At 38.5% G+C, this 15,050-nt stretch carries 20 protein-coding genes; 8 read left to right on the forward strand and 12 right to left on the reverse strand.

The window, feature by feature from the left end:
• Positions 1 to 45 precede the first annotated feature (45 nt).
• Positions 46 to 1,215, forward strand: coding sequence for a hypothetical protein (locus RI844_RS08355; protein ID WP_348397989.1), 1,170 nt, complete (start codon positions 46 to 48; stop codon positions 1,213 to 1,215).
• A 71-nt stretch (positions 1,216 to 1,286) separates the two neighbouring features.
• On the opposite strand, the gene RI844_RS08360 is transcribed toward RI844_RS08355, so the two are convergent.
• On the reverse strand, positions 1,287 to 1,991 hold the full coding sequence (locus tag RI844_RS08360) for a pseudouridine synthase (RefSeq protein ID WP_348397990.1): 705 nt from the start codon (positions 1,989 to 1,991) through the stop codon (positions 1,287 to 1,289).
• A gap of 72 nt (positions 1,992 to 2,063) precedes the next feature.
• Here RI844_RS08360 and RI844_RS08365 point away from each other — a divergent pair, with 72 nt between their 5' ends.
• Positions 2,064 to 2,570, forward strand: a complete 507-nt coding sequence (locus tag RI844_RS08365) for a M48 family metallopeptidase (RefSeq protein WP_348397991.1) — start codon at positions 2,064 to 2,066, stop codon at positions 2,568 to 2,570.
• A gap of 13 nt (positions 2,571 to 2,583) precedes the next feature.
• Here the strand turns inward: RI844_RS08365 and fdxA are convergent, their stop codons facing one another.
• Positions 2,584 to 2,913, reverse strand: a complete 330-nt coding sequence (gene fdxA, locus RI844_RS08370) for a ferredoxin FdxA (RefSeq protein ID WP_348397992.1) — start codon at positions 2,911 to 2,913, stop codon at positions 2,584 to 2,586.
• A gap of 169 nt (positions 2,914 to 3,082) precedes the next feature.
• Between fdxA and RI844_RS08375 the strand changes: the two genes are divergently transcribed.
• Positions 3,083 to 4,696: an NAD(P)/FAD-dependent oxidoreductase gene (locus RI844_RS08375; RefSeq protein ID WP_348397993.1), complete on the forward strand. Its 1,614-nt coding sequence runs from the start codon at positions 3,083 to 3,085 to the stop codon at positions 4,694 to 4,696.
• Positions 4,697 to 4,770: 74 nt separating this feature from the next.
• Here the strand turns inward: RI844_RS08375 and RI844_RS08380 are convergent, their stop codons facing one another.
• Both RI844_RS08380 and RI844_RS08385 read right to left on the reverse strand, forming a co-directional pair.
• Positions 4,771 to 5,388 (reverse strand): DUF3622 domain-containing protein, encoded by a 618-nt coding sequence (locus tag RI844_RS08380; protein WP_348397994.1) that lies wholly within the window; start codon positions 5,386 to 5,388, stop codon positions 4,771 to 4,773.
• Between the two features lie 22 nt (positions 5,389 to 5,410).
• Positions 5,411 to 5,770, reverse strand: a complete 360-nt coding sequence (locus RI844_RS08385; RefSeq protein WP_348397995.1) for a DUF3622 domain-containing protein — start codon at positions 5,768 to 5,770, stop codon at positions 5,411 to 5,413.
• A gap of 208 nt (positions 5,771 to 5,978) precedes the next feature.
• Between RI844_RS08385 and RI844_RS08390 the strand changes: the two genes are divergently transcribed.
• Positions 5,979 to 6,497 carry an NUDIX hydrolase gene (locus RI844_RS08390; protein ID WP_348397996.1) on the forward strand — a complete coding sequence of 173 codons (519 nt, stop codon included), beginning with the start codon at positions 5,979 to 5,981 and terminating at the stop codon, positions 6,495 to 6,497.
• A gap of 78 nt (positions 6,498 to 6,575) precedes the next feature.
• Here RI844_RS08390 and RI844_RS08395 read toward each other — a convergent pair whose 3' ends face one another.
• Positions 6,576 to 6,908 carry a PBPRA1643 family SWIM/SEC-C metal-binding motif protein gene (locus RI844_RS08395; protein ID WP_348397997.1) on the reverse strand — a complete coding sequence of 111 codons (333 nt, stop codon included), beginning with the start codon at positions 6,906 to 6,908 and terminating at the stop codon, positions 6,576 to 6,578.
• Between the two features lie 159 nt (positions 6,909 to 7,067).
• Complete coding sequence (locus RI844_RS08400) at positions 7,068 to 7,412, reverse strand: YajD family HNH nuclease (protein WP_348397998.1); 345 nt, start codon at positions 7,410 to 7,412, stop codon at positions 7,068 to 7,070.
• Between the two features lie 89 nt (positions 7,413 to 7,501).
• Here RI844_RS08400 and RI844_RS08405 point away from each other — a divergent pair, with 89 nt between their 5' ends.
• Both RI844_RS08405 and rlmF read left to right on the forward strand, forming a co-directional pair.
• Positions 7,502 to 7,972, forward strand: a complete 471-nt coding sequence (locus tag RI844_RS08405) for a DUF2947 domain-containing protein (protein WP_348397999.1) — start codon at positions 7,502 to 7,504, stop codon at positions 7,970 to 7,972.
• Positions 7,959 to 8,909: a 23S rRNA (adenine(1618)-N(6))-methyltransferase RlmF gene (gene rlmF / locus RI844_RS08410; RefSeq protein WP_348398000.1), complete on the forward strand. Its 951-nt coding sequence runs from the start codon at positions 7,959 to 7,961 to the stop codon at positions 8,907 to 8,909. Before RI844_RS08405 ends, rlmF begins: the two co-directional genes overlap by 14 nt.
• 14 nt (positions 8,910 to 8,923) lie before the next feature.
• Here the strand turns inward: rlmF and RI844_RS08415 are convergent, their stop codons facing one another.
• The 3 genes from RI844_RS08415 to RI844_RS08425 all read right to left on the reverse strand — a co-directional run bounded on the left by RI844_RS08415 (position 8,924) and on the right by RI844_RS08425 (position 11,130).
• Positions 8,924 to 9,808, reverse strand: coding sequence for an alpha/beta fold hydrolase (locus tag RI844_RS08415; RefSeq protein WP_348398001.1), 885 nt, complete (start codon positions 9,806 to 9,808; stop codon positions 8,924 to 8,926).
• Between the two features lie 84 nt (positions 9,809 to 9,892).
• Positions 9,893 to 10,753 carry a MipA/OmpV family protein gene (locus RI844_RS08420; RefSeq protein ID WP_348398002.1) on the reverse strand — a complete coding sequence of 287 codons (861 nt, stop codon included), beginning with the start codon at positions 10,751 to 10,753 and terminating at the stop codon, positions 9,893 to 9,895.
• Between the two features lie 32 nt (positions 10,754 to 10,785).
• The gene (locus RI844_RS08425) at positions 10,786 to 11,130 is read right to left on the reverse strand and encodes a HopJ type III effector protein (protein ID WP_348398003.1); all 345 of its coding nucleotides are present in this window, start codon (positions 11,128 to 11,130) and stop codon (positions 10,786 to 10,788) included.
• Between the two features lie 178 nt (positions 11,131 to 11,308).
• Between RI844_RS08425 and RI844_RS08430 the strand changes: the two genes are divergently transcribed.
• Positions 11,309 to 11,830 (forward strand): NADPH-dependent FMN reductase, encoded by a 522-nt coding sequence (locus RI844_RS08430; RefSeq protein ID WP_348398004.1) that lies wholly within the window; start codon positions 11,309 to 11,311, stop codon positions 11,828 to 11,830.
• Positions 11,831 to 11,890: 60 nt separating this feature from the next.
• Here the strand turns inward: RI844_RS08430 and RI844_RS08435 are convergent, their stop codons facing one another.
• The 3 genes from RI844_RS08435 to RI844_RS08445 form a co-directional block, all read right to left on the reverse strand.
• On the reverse strand, positions 11,891 to 12,781 hold the full coding sequence (locus RI844_RS08435) for a mechanosensitive ion channel family protein (RefSeq protein ID WP_348398005.1): 891 nt from the start codon (positions 12,779 to 12,781) through the stop codon (positions 11,891 to 11,893).
• Between the two features lie 76 nt (positions 12,782 to 12,857).
• Entirely contained in the window at positions 12,858 to 13,280 is a 423-nt protein-coding gene (locus RI844_RS08440; RefSeq protein WP_348398006.1) for an acyl-CoA thioesterase, read from the reverse strand.
• Between the two features lie 77 nt (positions 13,281 to 13,357).
• Positions 13,358 to 13,978 carry a LysE/ArgO family amino acid transporter gene (locus tag RI844_RS08445; protein WP_348398007.1) on the reverse strand — a complete coding sequence of 207 codons (621 nt, stop codon included), beginning with the start codon at positions 13,976 to 13,978 and terminating at the stop codon, positions 13,358 to 13,360.
• 142 nt (positions 13,979 to 14,120) lie between these two features.
• Here RI844_RS08445 and RI844_RS08450 point away from each other — a divergent pair, with 142 nt between their 5' ends.
• Positions 14,121 to 15,035, forward strand: coding sequence for a LysR family transcriptional regulator ArgP (locus RI844_RS08450; RefSeq protein ID WP_348398008.1), 915 nt, complete (start codon positions 14,121 to 14,123; stop codon positions 15,033 to 15,035).
• Positions 15,036 to 15,050: the final 15 nt, after the last annotated feature.

A 15,050-nucleotide genomic window follows, 5' to 3' on the forward strand; every position in this document is an offset into this window, starting at 1 on the left:
GCCATCCAATTTCCTAATACCATTTTGTAGAGTCCTTTTAGTTTCATGAGAAAATTGCTTACCTCCCCGGCAAAATTATCGCTTAGCGATAGCGAAAACAACATTTACCAAACGGCGTTAAAATACATTGCCGACTTATCTCTAAATTTAATGGCAGTAAAAGTAACCAACCACCCGGAAGACTTTCTCGGTTGGTGTAAAGAACTACATCGTATATGTAAACATGACTTAAACATGGACTTACTGGACGAGAAACAATTTGCGCCACTAAAAAAACTCCAAGACACACTCGAGCTTGGCATTTCATTAACGCAACTTAAAATGGTTCGTATTGCGCCATGGCCAATATTTACCAGCATTATTAAAGAGCAAGAAGCATTACAATCGTTAAATGAGCGCCTTGCCTTAATGAATTATATAGCACAATTGCGCACTCAACCTTTAGAGCAAATGATTGAAGAAGATCGCTTGGTATTCACCGGCAAACATACGGTAAAACATGATCCAAGCATTTTCCAATTTGATGTTGAATGGTTTGGTAGTACTAAAGGCGCGAAAACATTCCATCACTTACTACAAACACACCCGCAAGAATTTGATCTTGCATTGAACCATATCCCATTAGAAGGGACTGTAACTAAAGTTCAATACCAAGCATTTGTAAAAGACTTTAAAACCATTTTTACTGATCATACTGATGGTGAAAAAGCGCCATTAGTAGTAGCAACTCGTTTACTGGCGATGCGTCGTCCTGATGTGTTCATCGCTATTACTAATAATAATTTAAGTGTGCTTTGCCAAGGTTTGAATATTGCTAAGTTTAACAACCAGAACTTTGATAGTTATTATCAAGACATGGTGCTCTCATTGCACAGTTTTCATTGGTATAACCAAGCAGCACCAACAGACGAAGAAGAATTAAAATTGTGGAACATTAGAGCAATATTAGTTGATATATTCCTATTTGCTGATGAGTCGCAAGCACAAAACTCAAATTTCATTAAGTTGCGTGACAAACCAAAGAAAACTACCTTAGGTGTGGTAAAAGGAATGAAACGCAGTAAAGAGTCAGCTGAGATGCTTGTAGATAAGGCTCTTGAGGGGGACGATATTCCTGAGTACTTACTTGATATGCGCAGCACCATTGTTAATAGTGTTAAAGATGGTAAAACGGTAGAGCAAGCAATAGGATTAATGCGCACTATATTCGGTTAGTTCACCTAATAATCATCCAAAGTTAATGCTAAGCCGAACAGATATCTGTTCGGCTTTTTACTAAGTCGATATTAAATGCTATTCACTTCAAAAGAGGATAGCTCCCTACTTTCTCCAGGCTTTAAATTTTCGTCAAGCGCCAAACTTCCAATTGATTGACGATGTAATTTCACTACCGGGTTTCTAAAGCGGCCGAACATGCGTTTTATTTGATGATACTTGCCTTCAACCAATTCTACTCTGGCTATATGCTCGGACAAAATTTCTAATTTTGCCGGTTTGGTTGTTATATTCTCAAACTCGAAATACATTCCTGTTAAAAATGCCGAGATCATATCGTTAGTAAGCTTATTCCCTAAAGTAACTTGATAAATTTTTGCTACTTTACTGTTAGGTTTTGACAGCTTTTCTGACCACCTACTGTCATTGGTTAGCAGTAATAATCCCGATGAGTTTAAATCTAACCGGCCAGCAATGTGCAATGAATGTTTATAGGGAAAGTCGAGTAAATCAATGACGGTTTGATGAATGTCATCTTTAGTGGCGCTAACTACACCTACAGGCTTGTGTAACATCACATACTTTGCCTGGTTATTTTGAACTATCTCTCCATCAACGGTTATCAGAGAAAATGTATCAATAATCAAGTCAACATCTAAAGCAAGTTGCTCATCAACAAGTACCCTTTTTTGCGCGAGCAAAAGCCGCACATCTTTGCGCTTAATATTGAACCTTTCACTCAAAAATTTATCTAGTCGGCTACGGTTTATCGCCATCATATTTCCTTAATAGTAATTATCCTTTTAACATCGTAAAATAAGCCGTTTTATTTAATCAACTTAGTATATATGAGCAAGCACTTAAAATACCTTTCCGCATATTCTGCAGACATACAGGCACAAGTAAAAACGCTTATCGATGAAAAGCGACTGGCAAATTTTTTGCTAAACAAATACCCGAATACGCATGGTATTGCTAACGATAATCAGCTGCGTGAATTTGTTCAAGACTTAAAAAATCAATACTTAAAAAAATCAGCACCGTTAAGTAAAATCACCTTTGATAATAAAATTCATGTGATCAACAACGCTTTGGGCTTACACAGTTACGTTACACGTGTGCAAGGTGGAAAATTAAAGTCGAAGAATGAAATTAGAGTCGCCGCGCTTTTTAAGAAAACACCCATTGAGTTTTTATCAATGATCGTCGTGCATGAATTGGCGCATTTAAAAGAAAAAGAACATAACAAAGCATTTTATAAATTATGCAACCATATGTTGCCTGACTACCATCAGTTAGAATTTGAACTGCGTTTGTACTTAACTCAAATTGAGTTTATCGGTGATATCTATTAATTAACCGAAAATTTTATTCTTCAATAATTAGATGGTTAATTTTATTTTTCACTCCATCCCATTCTTTTGCATCACTAGGGGGTGCCTTGACCTCAGTGATCCTAGGCCAAATTTCTGCAAGCTCTGCATTTAACTTGATGAACTCTTTTTGATCCTCTGGTACTTCATCTTCTTGGAATATTGCCCCAGCAGGACATTCAACCGGGCACAAATCACAATCGATGCAGTCATCAGGGCTTATTACTAAAAAGTTAGGCCCTTCATAAAAGGCATCCGCAGGACATACTGCTACGCAATCGGTGTATTTGCATTTAATACAATTGTCGGTAACAACAAAAGCCATAGAGTTCTCTTAGAAAGTGTAAAGCAATTTATTGGCCTGATCATACCTTGCTTGGCAACAATTTCAATATCTTGTTTGTCACAACGCCAGCTTAAGGTAAAATAGCAGCTATAATTATGCACTTGCTAAATATTCACCTAATTTCAGCCTTTATTTGGAATAACCATTAATGATCCGTCTTACCGACATAAAATTAGATTTAAACCATCAAGCACATGAACTGCAAGATGCCATTCTTGAACGTTTGCAGATCAGTGAAGAGCAACTTGTAAATTTCTCAATGTTTAAACGTGGTTATGATGCACGTCGAAAAAATGCCATCGTATTGATTTATACCTTGGATGTAGACACTAAAGTAAACACTGAGCTATTAGCTAAATTTTCAAATGTCAGTAACATTAAAGAAACGCCTGATACTAGTTATAAATTTGTTGCACAGGCGCCAGATAATTTGCCGCAACGCCCTGTAGTAATTGGTATGGGGCCATGTGGATTATTTGTTGGTTTAGTGTTAGCACAAATGGGCTTTAAACCTATCATTTTAGAGCGCGGTAAAGAAGTTCGTGAGCGCACTAAAGACACCTTTGGCTTTTGGCGTAAAAAAATATTAAACACAGAATCCAATGTGCAATTTGGTGAAGGTGGTGCCGGTACATTTTCAGACGGCAAACTTTATAGCCAAGTAAAAGATCCTAAGCACTATTCACGAAAAGTATTACATGAATTTGTGAACGCCGGCGCACCGGAAGAAATTTTATACGTAAGCAAGCCACACATTGGTACTTTTAAACTAGTGACCATGGTTGAGCAAATGCGTGCAAAAATTCACGAACTGGGCGGCGAAGTACGCTTTAGTCAACGCGTTGATGATATTGAAATTGCAAATGAGCAAGTGCAAAGCTTAACGCTTGCCACAGGTGAAAAAATAGAGACTAATTATATTGCCTTGGCAATTGGTCACAGCGCCCGTGATACCTTTAAAATGTTGTTTAATAAAGGCGTTTACATTAAAGCTAAACCTTTTTCCGTTGGCTTTCGTATCGAGCATGAGCAATCAGTAATCGATGATGCCCGCTTCGGTAAAAACGCCGGCCACCCTATTTTAGGTGCAGCGGATTATAAACTTGTGCACCATTGTAAAAATGGTCGTTCGGTTTATAGTTTTTGTATGTGCCCTGGCGGCACCGTAGTTGCGGCAGCATCAGAAGAAGGTCGTTTGGTAACCAACGGAATGAGCCAATATTCACGACATGAGCGTAATGCTAATAGTGCTATTGTGGTAGGCATATCTCCTGAAGATTACCCTGGTGATGTGTTAGCCGGCATTGAATTTCAACGTCGCCTTGAAGAAACTGCATTTAAATTAGGCGGAGCAAGTTATGATGCGCCTACACAATTAGTTGGCGACTTTTTAGCTGGCCGCGCAAGCGGTGAACATGGTGACGTTGTGCCATCATATAAACCTGGCGTTACCTATTGTGATTTAAGTGAAACCCTACCGCAGTATGCTATTGATGCTATTCGTGAAGCAATTCCTGCCTTTGAGCGTAAAATTAAAGGCTTCTCAATGAAGGACGCAACCCTTACCGCGGTTGAAACCCGTACCTCATCGCCAATTCAAATAACTCGAGATAAAGAACTATTAACTAGCCTTAATACGAAAGGCCTTTATCCTGCGGGAGAAGGTGCTGGTTATGCGGGCGGTATATTATCGGCTGGTATTGATGGTATTAAAGTTGCGGAAGCAATGGCGATAGCTATGATGAAAAACTTTCAACAGTAAAGCTGAAGCCTCTAGAAAGAATAAGCCGAACGGTAACGTTCGGCTTTCATGTTTTTATTGCTCAAACAGTAAATTTACTTATTTTGTAAATAAATAGAATTCACTTCTGCGCCATCGGCAGTTTCAGCTTCATCAGTTCCTTCAGCAGAGTCTTGCTTATCAGCTTTAGTTTTACTTTTCGCCTTTGCCTTATTCTTCGCTTCTTCTTCAGCAAGTTCGGCTTCTTCAAGGTCGAGTTCAAAATCAAATTTCAATCGAGCAGGTTTATCAGACAACTCTTGCTCAGAATCATCACTTTCCAATTGTTCCAGCTCTTGCAGATCGCTAATAGCCTTTTCTTGCTCTACATCACTTAAGGTAAATGACTGTTCGCTTTCTTCAGTATTTTCGCTGTCAGCCGTTTCTTCGTTTGCTAACGCTGCTTTTGCTGCGGCAAGCTCGGCTTTTTTTAATTTATCTTTATATTGTTCAGCTCGGTCTTCATCATGACGCTTATTACGAGCAACATGATTAGCTAACACTTGTTTCAGTTCATTTTCAGCCCAAACAACACCTTCAGCTTCGCTGGCAAAACCAGTTTGACGTTTTGACACAACTTTCTTTTTCGACGTTGCTTGGCGCTGAATTTCAGCAGTCCAAGTACTGTTACGTTTTTCAACTACTCGAAATGTATATTTTGGCGCTTTACTCATGAAAAATCCTAATTGTTAAGTTCTAGTCTTGCTCAGCTTCATCGCTGTCATCGAACATTGGCATTTCTAAACCAAGCGCTCGAGCACGCGCTTTTTCTTTACGTTCAAATTTTGCGTCATCTTGCTTTTGAGCAAGAATATCAGCTTTTTCATCACGAATTGAACGCTGTTCGCCGTGGCGTTTATTACTGGTTTGCTGCGCGCTAATAAAAGTAGCAAGCTCTTGTTCTGCCCAGGTAGTCGCTTCAGATTCGCTTGCAAAACCATCTTGTTGTTTCGAAACCACTTTTTTCTTGGAAGTGATTTGACGCTCTATTTTCGCACACCAAGTACTGTCGTTTTGCTCAACAACACTAACACTATATTTTTGACTCTTTGCCATGATCAACCTTACAAAAACCTGTTAAATTCTAGTTTAGGAGCCTTTGCCCCATAATGCCCGCTATTCTACGCTTTTATTCATCACTTCACAGTAATAAAAATGTATTTTTACCTGCTACAGCAAGTTTAAATTTTCCACAGCGGGGGATTTTCAGTATACTGCGCGCCTTTCAAGTCTTTTGCTTGCTAGCAATTATGGAATTACGACAATGCGCTTATTAAGAACAACCACACATCCAGACATTAACAACTTGTGTGGTCGTAGTTTTCATCGTCAAGCCGCACGCGGCATAATTTTAAATGGCGAAGATATCTTATTGCTTTATACCGAGCGTTATCATGATTATACCTTACCCGGAGGCGGTATAGATGAGGGCGAAGATCTTGAACAAGGTTTAATACGTGAATTAATGGAAGAAACCGGCGCGGCTAATGTTCGTAACATTAAAGTCTTTGGTCGTTATGAAGAGTTTCGACCTTGGTACAAAGACGACTTTGATATTATGCATATGGAATCATTTTGTTTTACCTGCAGCATTGACAATAAATTAGGCGCTACCCAGTTTGAAGCGCATGAAATTCAAAATGGTATGCAACCTGTTTGGAAAAACATTTACCATGCAATAGAGCACAATGAACACACAATGGCTAATAGTGATAAAAAGGGAATGTCGATTGAACGAGAAACGTTTTTATTAAAGCTTATCGTTAAAGAGTTGCTAAATTAATAGATACCGGTTTCACCGGTATGACGAGTCTAGGTAGTTTTCAGCTGTATGGCTGGTTATTGTAGTTAGTCTAAATTGCTAGCCACAACATTTTTTGTATTTTTTACCACTGCCGCATGAACAAGGCTCATTACGGTTCGGGGTCTTGTCAAACGTAGTCGTGCTTGGTTTGTTTAGTATAGTGTTAAGTTCATTGATATTTTCATCGACGGAGCTATCTACGGTGATATCGGCAAATAGCTCATTGTCGGCAACTAACGTCTCTACTTCTAGTTTTCTTGCTACGCTAGTAACCACTAGCGTCAACGGATTTTTCTCGGTACCAAGCTTAACGATACGTTTAGTGTTATAACCTGTTTTTACGTGGTTTACTCTGGTATGGATACGCCCTTTGTAATACAGATCGTGCATGATGAACTCCGTTAAATTGAATACTAAAAATTGGCGCGCATATTAACAGCTATTGAGCGCAACTGTTAGTTAATAATGACATTTTCATAGTCACACATAGACCCTGAAATGAATTCAGGGTGACATTTGATAGTTACACAGAGTGTAAGCTAGAAAATGTCATTTCTTCAACATCGACTTTAGATCTGCGAATGGGTTATAGGTGGCAGAATCTTGATTGTTATCGCCAGCTTTTACTTCACGGCTGTATTGGTCTTGGTCAGTATACTTAGCATGTTCGTTGTCATGGCAATATATACACAATAGCTCCCAGTTACTGCCGTCATTTGGGTTATTTGTATGGTCATGATCGATATGATGTACAGTCAACTCTCTAATGTTTGAATATTCAAACTCACGTGCACAGCGACCACATACCCAAGGAAATAACTTTAACGCACGGTCACGATAGCCCTGCTCTTTACTTTTATAATTAGCACTGGTGCCAAATCTATCTGAAGACATACTTATCTCTTTATTAATTTTGTATTTTTATTAAAGCAGAAAAATCATATAATCACCGTATCAATAATTATATTTATCTGAACTAAAAAATGACTTACATACCACTAGACGATATTAAACACGCTTGGGTGTTTCGTTTTAAAAATTTGCCTATTAGCGAGCAAGACTTAAAAAACATTAAAGCCATGTCACCAGCTCGTTCTAGTGCTTTATGGGCACAGTTTATCAGTAAACAAGTTGATCATCCCGACTTTTTCAAAGAAGGCGACTGGCCCTTTAATGATGCAAGCTGGATTGACAAGGCCATGTGGGAAAAAGCTTGGGAAGGCGAAAACCCAGATTTACCAGAATTAATTAGCGAACATTTAAACTGGCAAAACAATACCACAGTATATTACTGTAACAGTAAAAAGCAGGTACTTGAAACTACCTGGGCGGTATTTAAACGCTGCTGGAAAAACTTTTTAATGATGGACGATGGGCCAATACTTATCGGTAAAAAACGTTCAGAAGTGGTGCAGTTTTTATCTGATGGAACATTTAAAATTGGCCACAAGTAAAAAAAGTAATATGCATGCTCGTAACCGTCATAATGATGGCTATGACTTTGTTGAGTTAGGTAGCACTTACCCTGCGCTTAATCCGTTTATTCATACCAATAAGTATCAAAATCTTAGTATTGATTTTTCTGATGCTAATGCGGTTAAAACATTAAATGCGGCACTTCTTGCTCATCATTACCAAATACAACGTTGGGATATTCCCGATGGATTTTTATGCCCGCCTATTCCCGGCAGAGTGGACTACATTCATTACTTAGCCGATTTACTTAAAGCCACTAATAACAATAAAATTCCCCATGGGAAAAAAGTTCAGGTGTTAGATATTGGCACCGGTGCCAGTTGTATTTACCCAATTCTGGGCCAGCGGCAAAATGGCTGGCAATTTGTCGCCAGCGATATTGACCCCTTATCGATTTCAGCGGCAAAGCAAAATATTGCTAACAATGAGAATCTACACGGCGCTATCGAATGTCGCTTTCAAGAAAATACTAATAATATCTTTACCAATATTATTAAAGAAAATGAACGCTTTGCTTTAACCATGTGCAACCCACCTTTTCATGCTTCTCTAGAGGAAGCTACAAAAGGAAGTGAACAGAAATGGCAAAACCTTAATAAAGCAGCAACTAACCCAGCATCAGTTAATTTAAATTTTGGTGGACAAAAAGCAGAGTTATGGTGCTCAGGCGGCGAGCTAAGGTTTATTCGCAATATGATCATCGAGAGTAAACAATATCCACAACAAGTACTTTGGTTTAGTTGTCTAGTCTCGAAAAGCGATAATATTAAACCGTTAAAATCAGCACTGAATAAGTCGAAAGCGAAACAAGTACGAGTAATTAAAATGGCGCAAGGCAATAAAATAAGCCGATTTATTGTCTGGAGTTTTTTATCTACTCAGCAACAACAAGACTGGTGCGCTGAGCACTTTTAGCTAAAGCTGAGACGTTAATATTCTTTTAACCAATCGGCTACTACTGGAAAGTGGTCATTTATAGCATGTGAACTGGTTAATATATCGATATGGCCATAATCAATTGCGTTACCATTGCGTTTTGCTAATAAAGAAAATTTTGCATTCGTGTTTTTAGACTCTTCTATAAAGTGCTTCACATCGACTTGGTTACCTAAAATAGAGTCTTTTATACCGGTAATATGCCAAGTCGGCGGCCAAACTATTTCACCAGCGGCAGATTGATAATCAAAACCATCGAAAGGGTCGTGCCATGGGCCTTTATTAACCCAGGTAATGCTATGAGCTAGTGATTGCTTGGTTTCATTATCAGCGCCAATTTTATACTTAACGGCATCCAAAAAGCCTTTACGCTTAGCCAGTTTTGGCGCAATACGATTATAGAATAAATCAACCTTTAAATATTTTTCAAAGCCGCCGATAGTGATCATTCGTTTAGTACCAAAGCATAAGTTACTGCGTACTTTTGTAAGGTGTTCACTGTGTCTGGCTAATACGCTGGCAACCAGTACACCGCCCCACGAATGGGAAATCAAATGCATAGCTTGACCTGTTTTATTAAATACATAGTCAATTAATAGTGGGATATCATGAGTAATGGCTTCATATTGGCCGTAATCAGATTCAGCATTTATTAGCGGTGTACTTAAGCCTCTGCCGCGCAAATCCATCACATATACATCAAAGCCTTGTTCGGCTAGGTAACACCCTAATCCTTTACCTTGCTCGGTATAAAAGATACGGCCATTTTCGACAACGCCATGCACCATTAAAATAGGGACGCCTCCGGCATTGTTATAGATATGTTTTAAATGTAATTGATGACCTTGATCTTCAATAAAAATTGATTCTTGCTGCATGATTTTAGTTGTTACCTCGCAATCTGGTATGACCAGACAATATACGGCGTTATGTTTGCAAGTGCAAGGGGGGAGGAATGACTTTTAGTTTATATGCTCACTACTTTGTAGCATAGTCCATTTGACACCAAGAGCGAAGGCGTAGGTAATTTTTTCTTGAAACAAATCACTTGCAGAATTTTCAGCCCCTTGCCAAAAGCCGAGCTGAGTGCCAACAAATACCATTAAGTTTTTGTTCACTAGAAAGCGATTAGCAACCGACACCTTAGTACCTAGATAACCACCTGAAGATTGATAAAAGCTGCGTTCAGCATTTACGTATTGCTGCTCAACATCATAAAAATATTGGTGGGTTTTCGCGCTGGCAAAGGTTGGTGAAACGCTAAAATAAAACCGCGAATCATTAAATAATAAATTTTCACGTTTATATGACACTTCCGGCTGAAAGACATAACCTCTATGGTGTACTTCACTAAAATCGGTTGAAAACACCGAGCGGGCTTGTAAGTTCAACCAAGTTTCACTTACTTTATTATCTTGCAGTAAAAAGCTCGCTTCTGGGCCTATTTCAAACATAAAATCAAGATCAGGCATCCCCTCTCTAATTTTCGAATCGTCTGAGTCAGCATTAAAAGCAGCGCCGAGTGACACATCGAGCTTAAACCGTTCTTTTTCTACCGCTATAGCTTTAATTAATGATTCATCACCAATGCGAATTTTCTCGCCACGGTAGATAACAAATGGCACAGGTAAAAACTTATTTTGATAATCAGCAGCCGCTGGATATATTGGCCCGCGAAACGCAGCAGCAAACACACCAACTTCCCAAACAGGTTTACCGGCAGTGGTATCGACACTTAATGCCCCGCCTTGGTTAGCATAGGCACTTATCATTAAGGTGAATAAGAAAATAAATGCACAGAGTTTCGAAAGCAATTGGTTCATCAATGGTTACACTGTTTTTATTAAAATATGCACTAACGTGTTACTAAAGCGTCTGCAGTAAATGAAATGCCCTGCCACCCCAGCTTTATAAAAGTACGAATATTGCCATGGTCATCACTGTTAGGATGAAGAAGCACATCTTCACGATAAAATTTTCCAAAACATGCCAAGGTTTGCTGTTCGGTTAAATTATGCAGCAAGGCAAAAGCAAATATTTTGCACGAACCTTCGTTAGTTCCTGCATCATTAATTAATTCACCATTGCTAAATGTTACTGGCGTATAAATATAATGTTCGTTGATCACACTTATCACATCGTTAAATTCAATAGTGTCGATAGCGGTATTTAGTTGTTGTAATAAAGAAGATAAAGCCATTGGGTTCTCGTTGATAAATGATTAATAGCAGCCAGTATAACTATTGCTTTTAGCAGAACAAACGAAAAAATAGGATCATTTAAACTATTTTATCCGCTTTTTTTTAAAACTCAGTTGCTCCATTATGACCTTAAGCTTAAACGCACCCAGATAAACAAGTAAATTAAGAGAGAATCAAATGAAAATTATTGCCCTAGCCGCCACATCAAGTTCAAAGTCTATCAACAAAACATTAGTATCTTATGCCGCGAATCTAGTGGAGAACAGTAATGTTGAATTAATGGATTTAAATGATTATGAACTGCCATTATTTAGTGAAGACAAAGAAGCTGAGCTTGGCCAGCCGGAACGTGCGAAAGCGTTCTTTGACAAGTTAGGAAGTGGTGATGCCATTATGATTTCTTTTGCCGAACATAATGGCAGCTATACCGCAGCCTACAAAAATATTTTTGACTGGGCTTCTCGCATTGATCAAAAAGTGTTTCAAAACAAACCCATGATTTTACTATCTTCATCGCCGGGTCCTGGCGGCGCAGCAAGTGTTTTAGCCGCTGCCACGGGGTCGGCTCCATATTTTGCCGGTGATGTTAAGGGCAGTTTTAAATTACCAAGTTTTTATGACAACTTTGATATGCAAGCTAACCAATTAACTAATCCAGAATTACTGACTGAATTAAACTCTTTAGTTGCTGCACTTTAGCAACGCCTTATACCAATGTGTATAAGTATATAATCAACTCAATGCTTATGCACAATGGTATTATTTATTCCCTGAGATCATATGAACATCTCGTTGCGGATACGGTATTTTAATATTCGCAGCGTCTAATGCTTCATATATTGTTGCATACGCTTGATATTTTGACGCATAAAAGTTTACCGTTGGTACCCATAAACGTACGCCAATCACGATGGCACTATCGGCAAACTCATCAATGCCAAGCTGTGGTTTTTTATGTTTGCTGCAAACGTGTATATTTTCAATAATAGGCGTCAGCATATTAATGACCTCTAGCGGGTTATGTTCATAAGCAATGCCTACTTTTAACTCCATTAAAGAATCATGGCTGGAGTTATGCAGAACTTCACCGACAATGTGCTTATTTGGTATGGTAATTTCTACACCATCTTCATCAACTAAAATTGTATAAGCTAATAGTACCTCTTTAACAATTCCACTAACTCCTTGCACTTTTATCGTATCGCCTACAACAAAAGGTCTGATCAGAATAATATTAAAACCAGCAGCATAGTTTGCCAATAGGCCTTGCAGCGCCAAGCCAACACCTAAGGATAACGCACCAAGCGTCGCAATAAATGGCGTAATGCTAATACCTAATTTACCCAAAGCCACTATGGTAATAAGCAGTACCAAGATCATCTTAGTTGCACTTGCAATAAAACGACTTAAGGTAACATCAAGCTTATGCCGCTCACATAGCTTTAATACCCATTGAGACACTTTACCGGCAATGAAATAACCGATTAAGAAAATTAGGAAAGCACCGATCAGCTGGAAGGTATAATTAGCAAAAAACTCTATGGCAATTTCATAAAACTGATTAACTAAGTCAAGTTCTTCTTTAATAAAATCAGTCGGTTTAAATGTATCAGAGGTTGAGGTTGTTGAGTCAGAAGTTGCAGCTGTCATAGTACCTATTTCATTATTATTAATACTCAAATGTATTATAGGTACTATAAACTTATTTGCGAACAACTAGCTATTATTAATCAGGTTTTTCCATATTTAACGAACGAATTTCACTTAACGTTTGCAGCTCTAAGCTTTCTAGATCTTTACCGTGCGGCATAGGTTGCCTGGTTTTGGGATCTAGGGCGACAAAAACTATATCATCGGCTAAACAGATAGTTGTTTTAGTCGCCTTATTGCGTACCAAACATGTGACAGTAATAGAGCTGCGACCAACGGCTTTGGTTTTCAAGCCAAACTCAACAATATCACCTTGCATAGCCGGCGCCTGAAAACTAATTTCACCGATATGTTTGGTCACTAGGCAATTGGTTTCTAACTGACAAATCGCGTATATCGCCGCTTCTTCATCAATCCATTCAAGGGCTCGACCGCCAAATAACGAATTGGCATAATTTAAATCGTTGGGCATTACCAAGCGGCGTGATAAAAAGCGCATATTTACTCCTCAAGTTTAAATATTTTATTAATTATAACTGCTTATATTATTTTCATTTCGTTAATTGCTATCTCACATTAAAGCGTAATGAAAAGTGAGTAAGCAATGACCCACATGATCAACGCCACTAATAAATTAATTACACGCTGTACTTTACGCTGGCTTAACCAAGGTGACATTTTGGCTGCGCCAAATGATAATGCGTAAAACCAGACTAGAGATGCGAGCATTATGCCGACTAAAAACGTGTACTTTTCATGCTCTGGAAATTGACCACTAATGCTACCAATAATTACCACTGTATCTAAATATACATGCGGGTTTAATAACGTTACTGCCAGAGTAGTAAAGATCACCGCTTTGCGAGTACTGGGTTTTATTTCTTTTAACATTTCATCTTTATTGGCCAGATAAAAACTCTTAAAAAACAGTAAACCATAGCCGGTTAAAAATGCAATGCCAGCCCAAGTGATAATCAAAGACACCATACTGTTACTATTGATTAATGCGCCGCCACCGAAAACACCTAACGACATCAATAAAAAATCACAAATAATGCAGATAGTAGCCGCGACTAAATGATGATTGCGTTTGATACTCTGACTCAGTATATAAGAGTTTTGTGCACCAATAGGAATGATCATTCCTGCTCCGATCACGAAGCCTTTTAGCACTGGTAGTAAAGATAAAGTAGACATCGGCGTTCCAATTAATAAGTAACAATAAACATAGCGCTAGATTAAGAACAAACACTAGTTAAGTAAAATTAAATAAACTTAACTATTATTAATTTTACTTATACGATAAAATTTAAATATCAAATTGCAACTTAGGTGTACTATGCGACCGCTCGACTACAAACTTATTCATGCCCTTGATACAGTAATAACAGAGCAAAGCTTTGAAAAAGCAGCATTGGCGCTAAACATTACCCAATCAGCAATTTCACAACGTATTAAGCAACTTGAGCAACTAGTAGCAAAACCTGTTTTAATCCGCAGTCAGCCTCTTCAAGCAACTACTGTTGGACAAAAATTGTTATCTCACTTTCGCAAAGTTCGGCAATTAGAATATGACTTAGTCGGCGATGTTATGCCCAGCGATGTCCAAGGCTCCATACCAATATCAATTGCCGTTAATGCCGACACGTTAGCAACCTGGTTCATTCCGGCATTAACACCTATTTTAGAAACAGAGCCAATCGAGCTAAACATACAAGTGACCAATGAAGCCAACACCCAAGAACTATTGAAAAAAGGTGAAGTTTTCGCTGCCGTCAGTTCACAAAAACGCAGTTTTGCCGGAGTAAAGGTTGAGTACATCGGCACCATAGATTATATCCTCTGTGCGAGCACTGATTATATAAACAAGTATTTCAAAGACGGTTTAACTATTGATAATTTAAATAAAGCACCCTGTATTTATTACGATCAAAAAGATACCATGCACCATGATTATTTGAAAAAATACTTTGCCATGCAACACGCTAACTTTCCTTGTCATCGTATCCGTTCATCTGAGGTGGTGGTGACGATGGCGCTTGCAGGACTTGCCTATGGTTTGATCCCAACTACACAAGTGGATGAACATTTGGCCAGCGGTGCACTTATTGATTTAGCACCTGACAAGCGATTATCTATGCCACTTTATTGGCACAGTTGGGCTTTAGAGCGCGGCGTGCAAAAGCTCATATCGAAAACCATCAGTGATTATGGCCATAGTAATTTTTACCATGATAAACAGCACGCCATATAGCAAGAGTAAAACATT

The sequence above is a fragment of the Thalassotalea fonticola genome (assembly GCF_032911225.1).
Lineage (GTDB): Bacteria > Pseudomonadota > Gammaproteobacteria > Enterobacterales > Alteromonadaceae > Thalassotalea_A > Thalassotalea_A fonticola.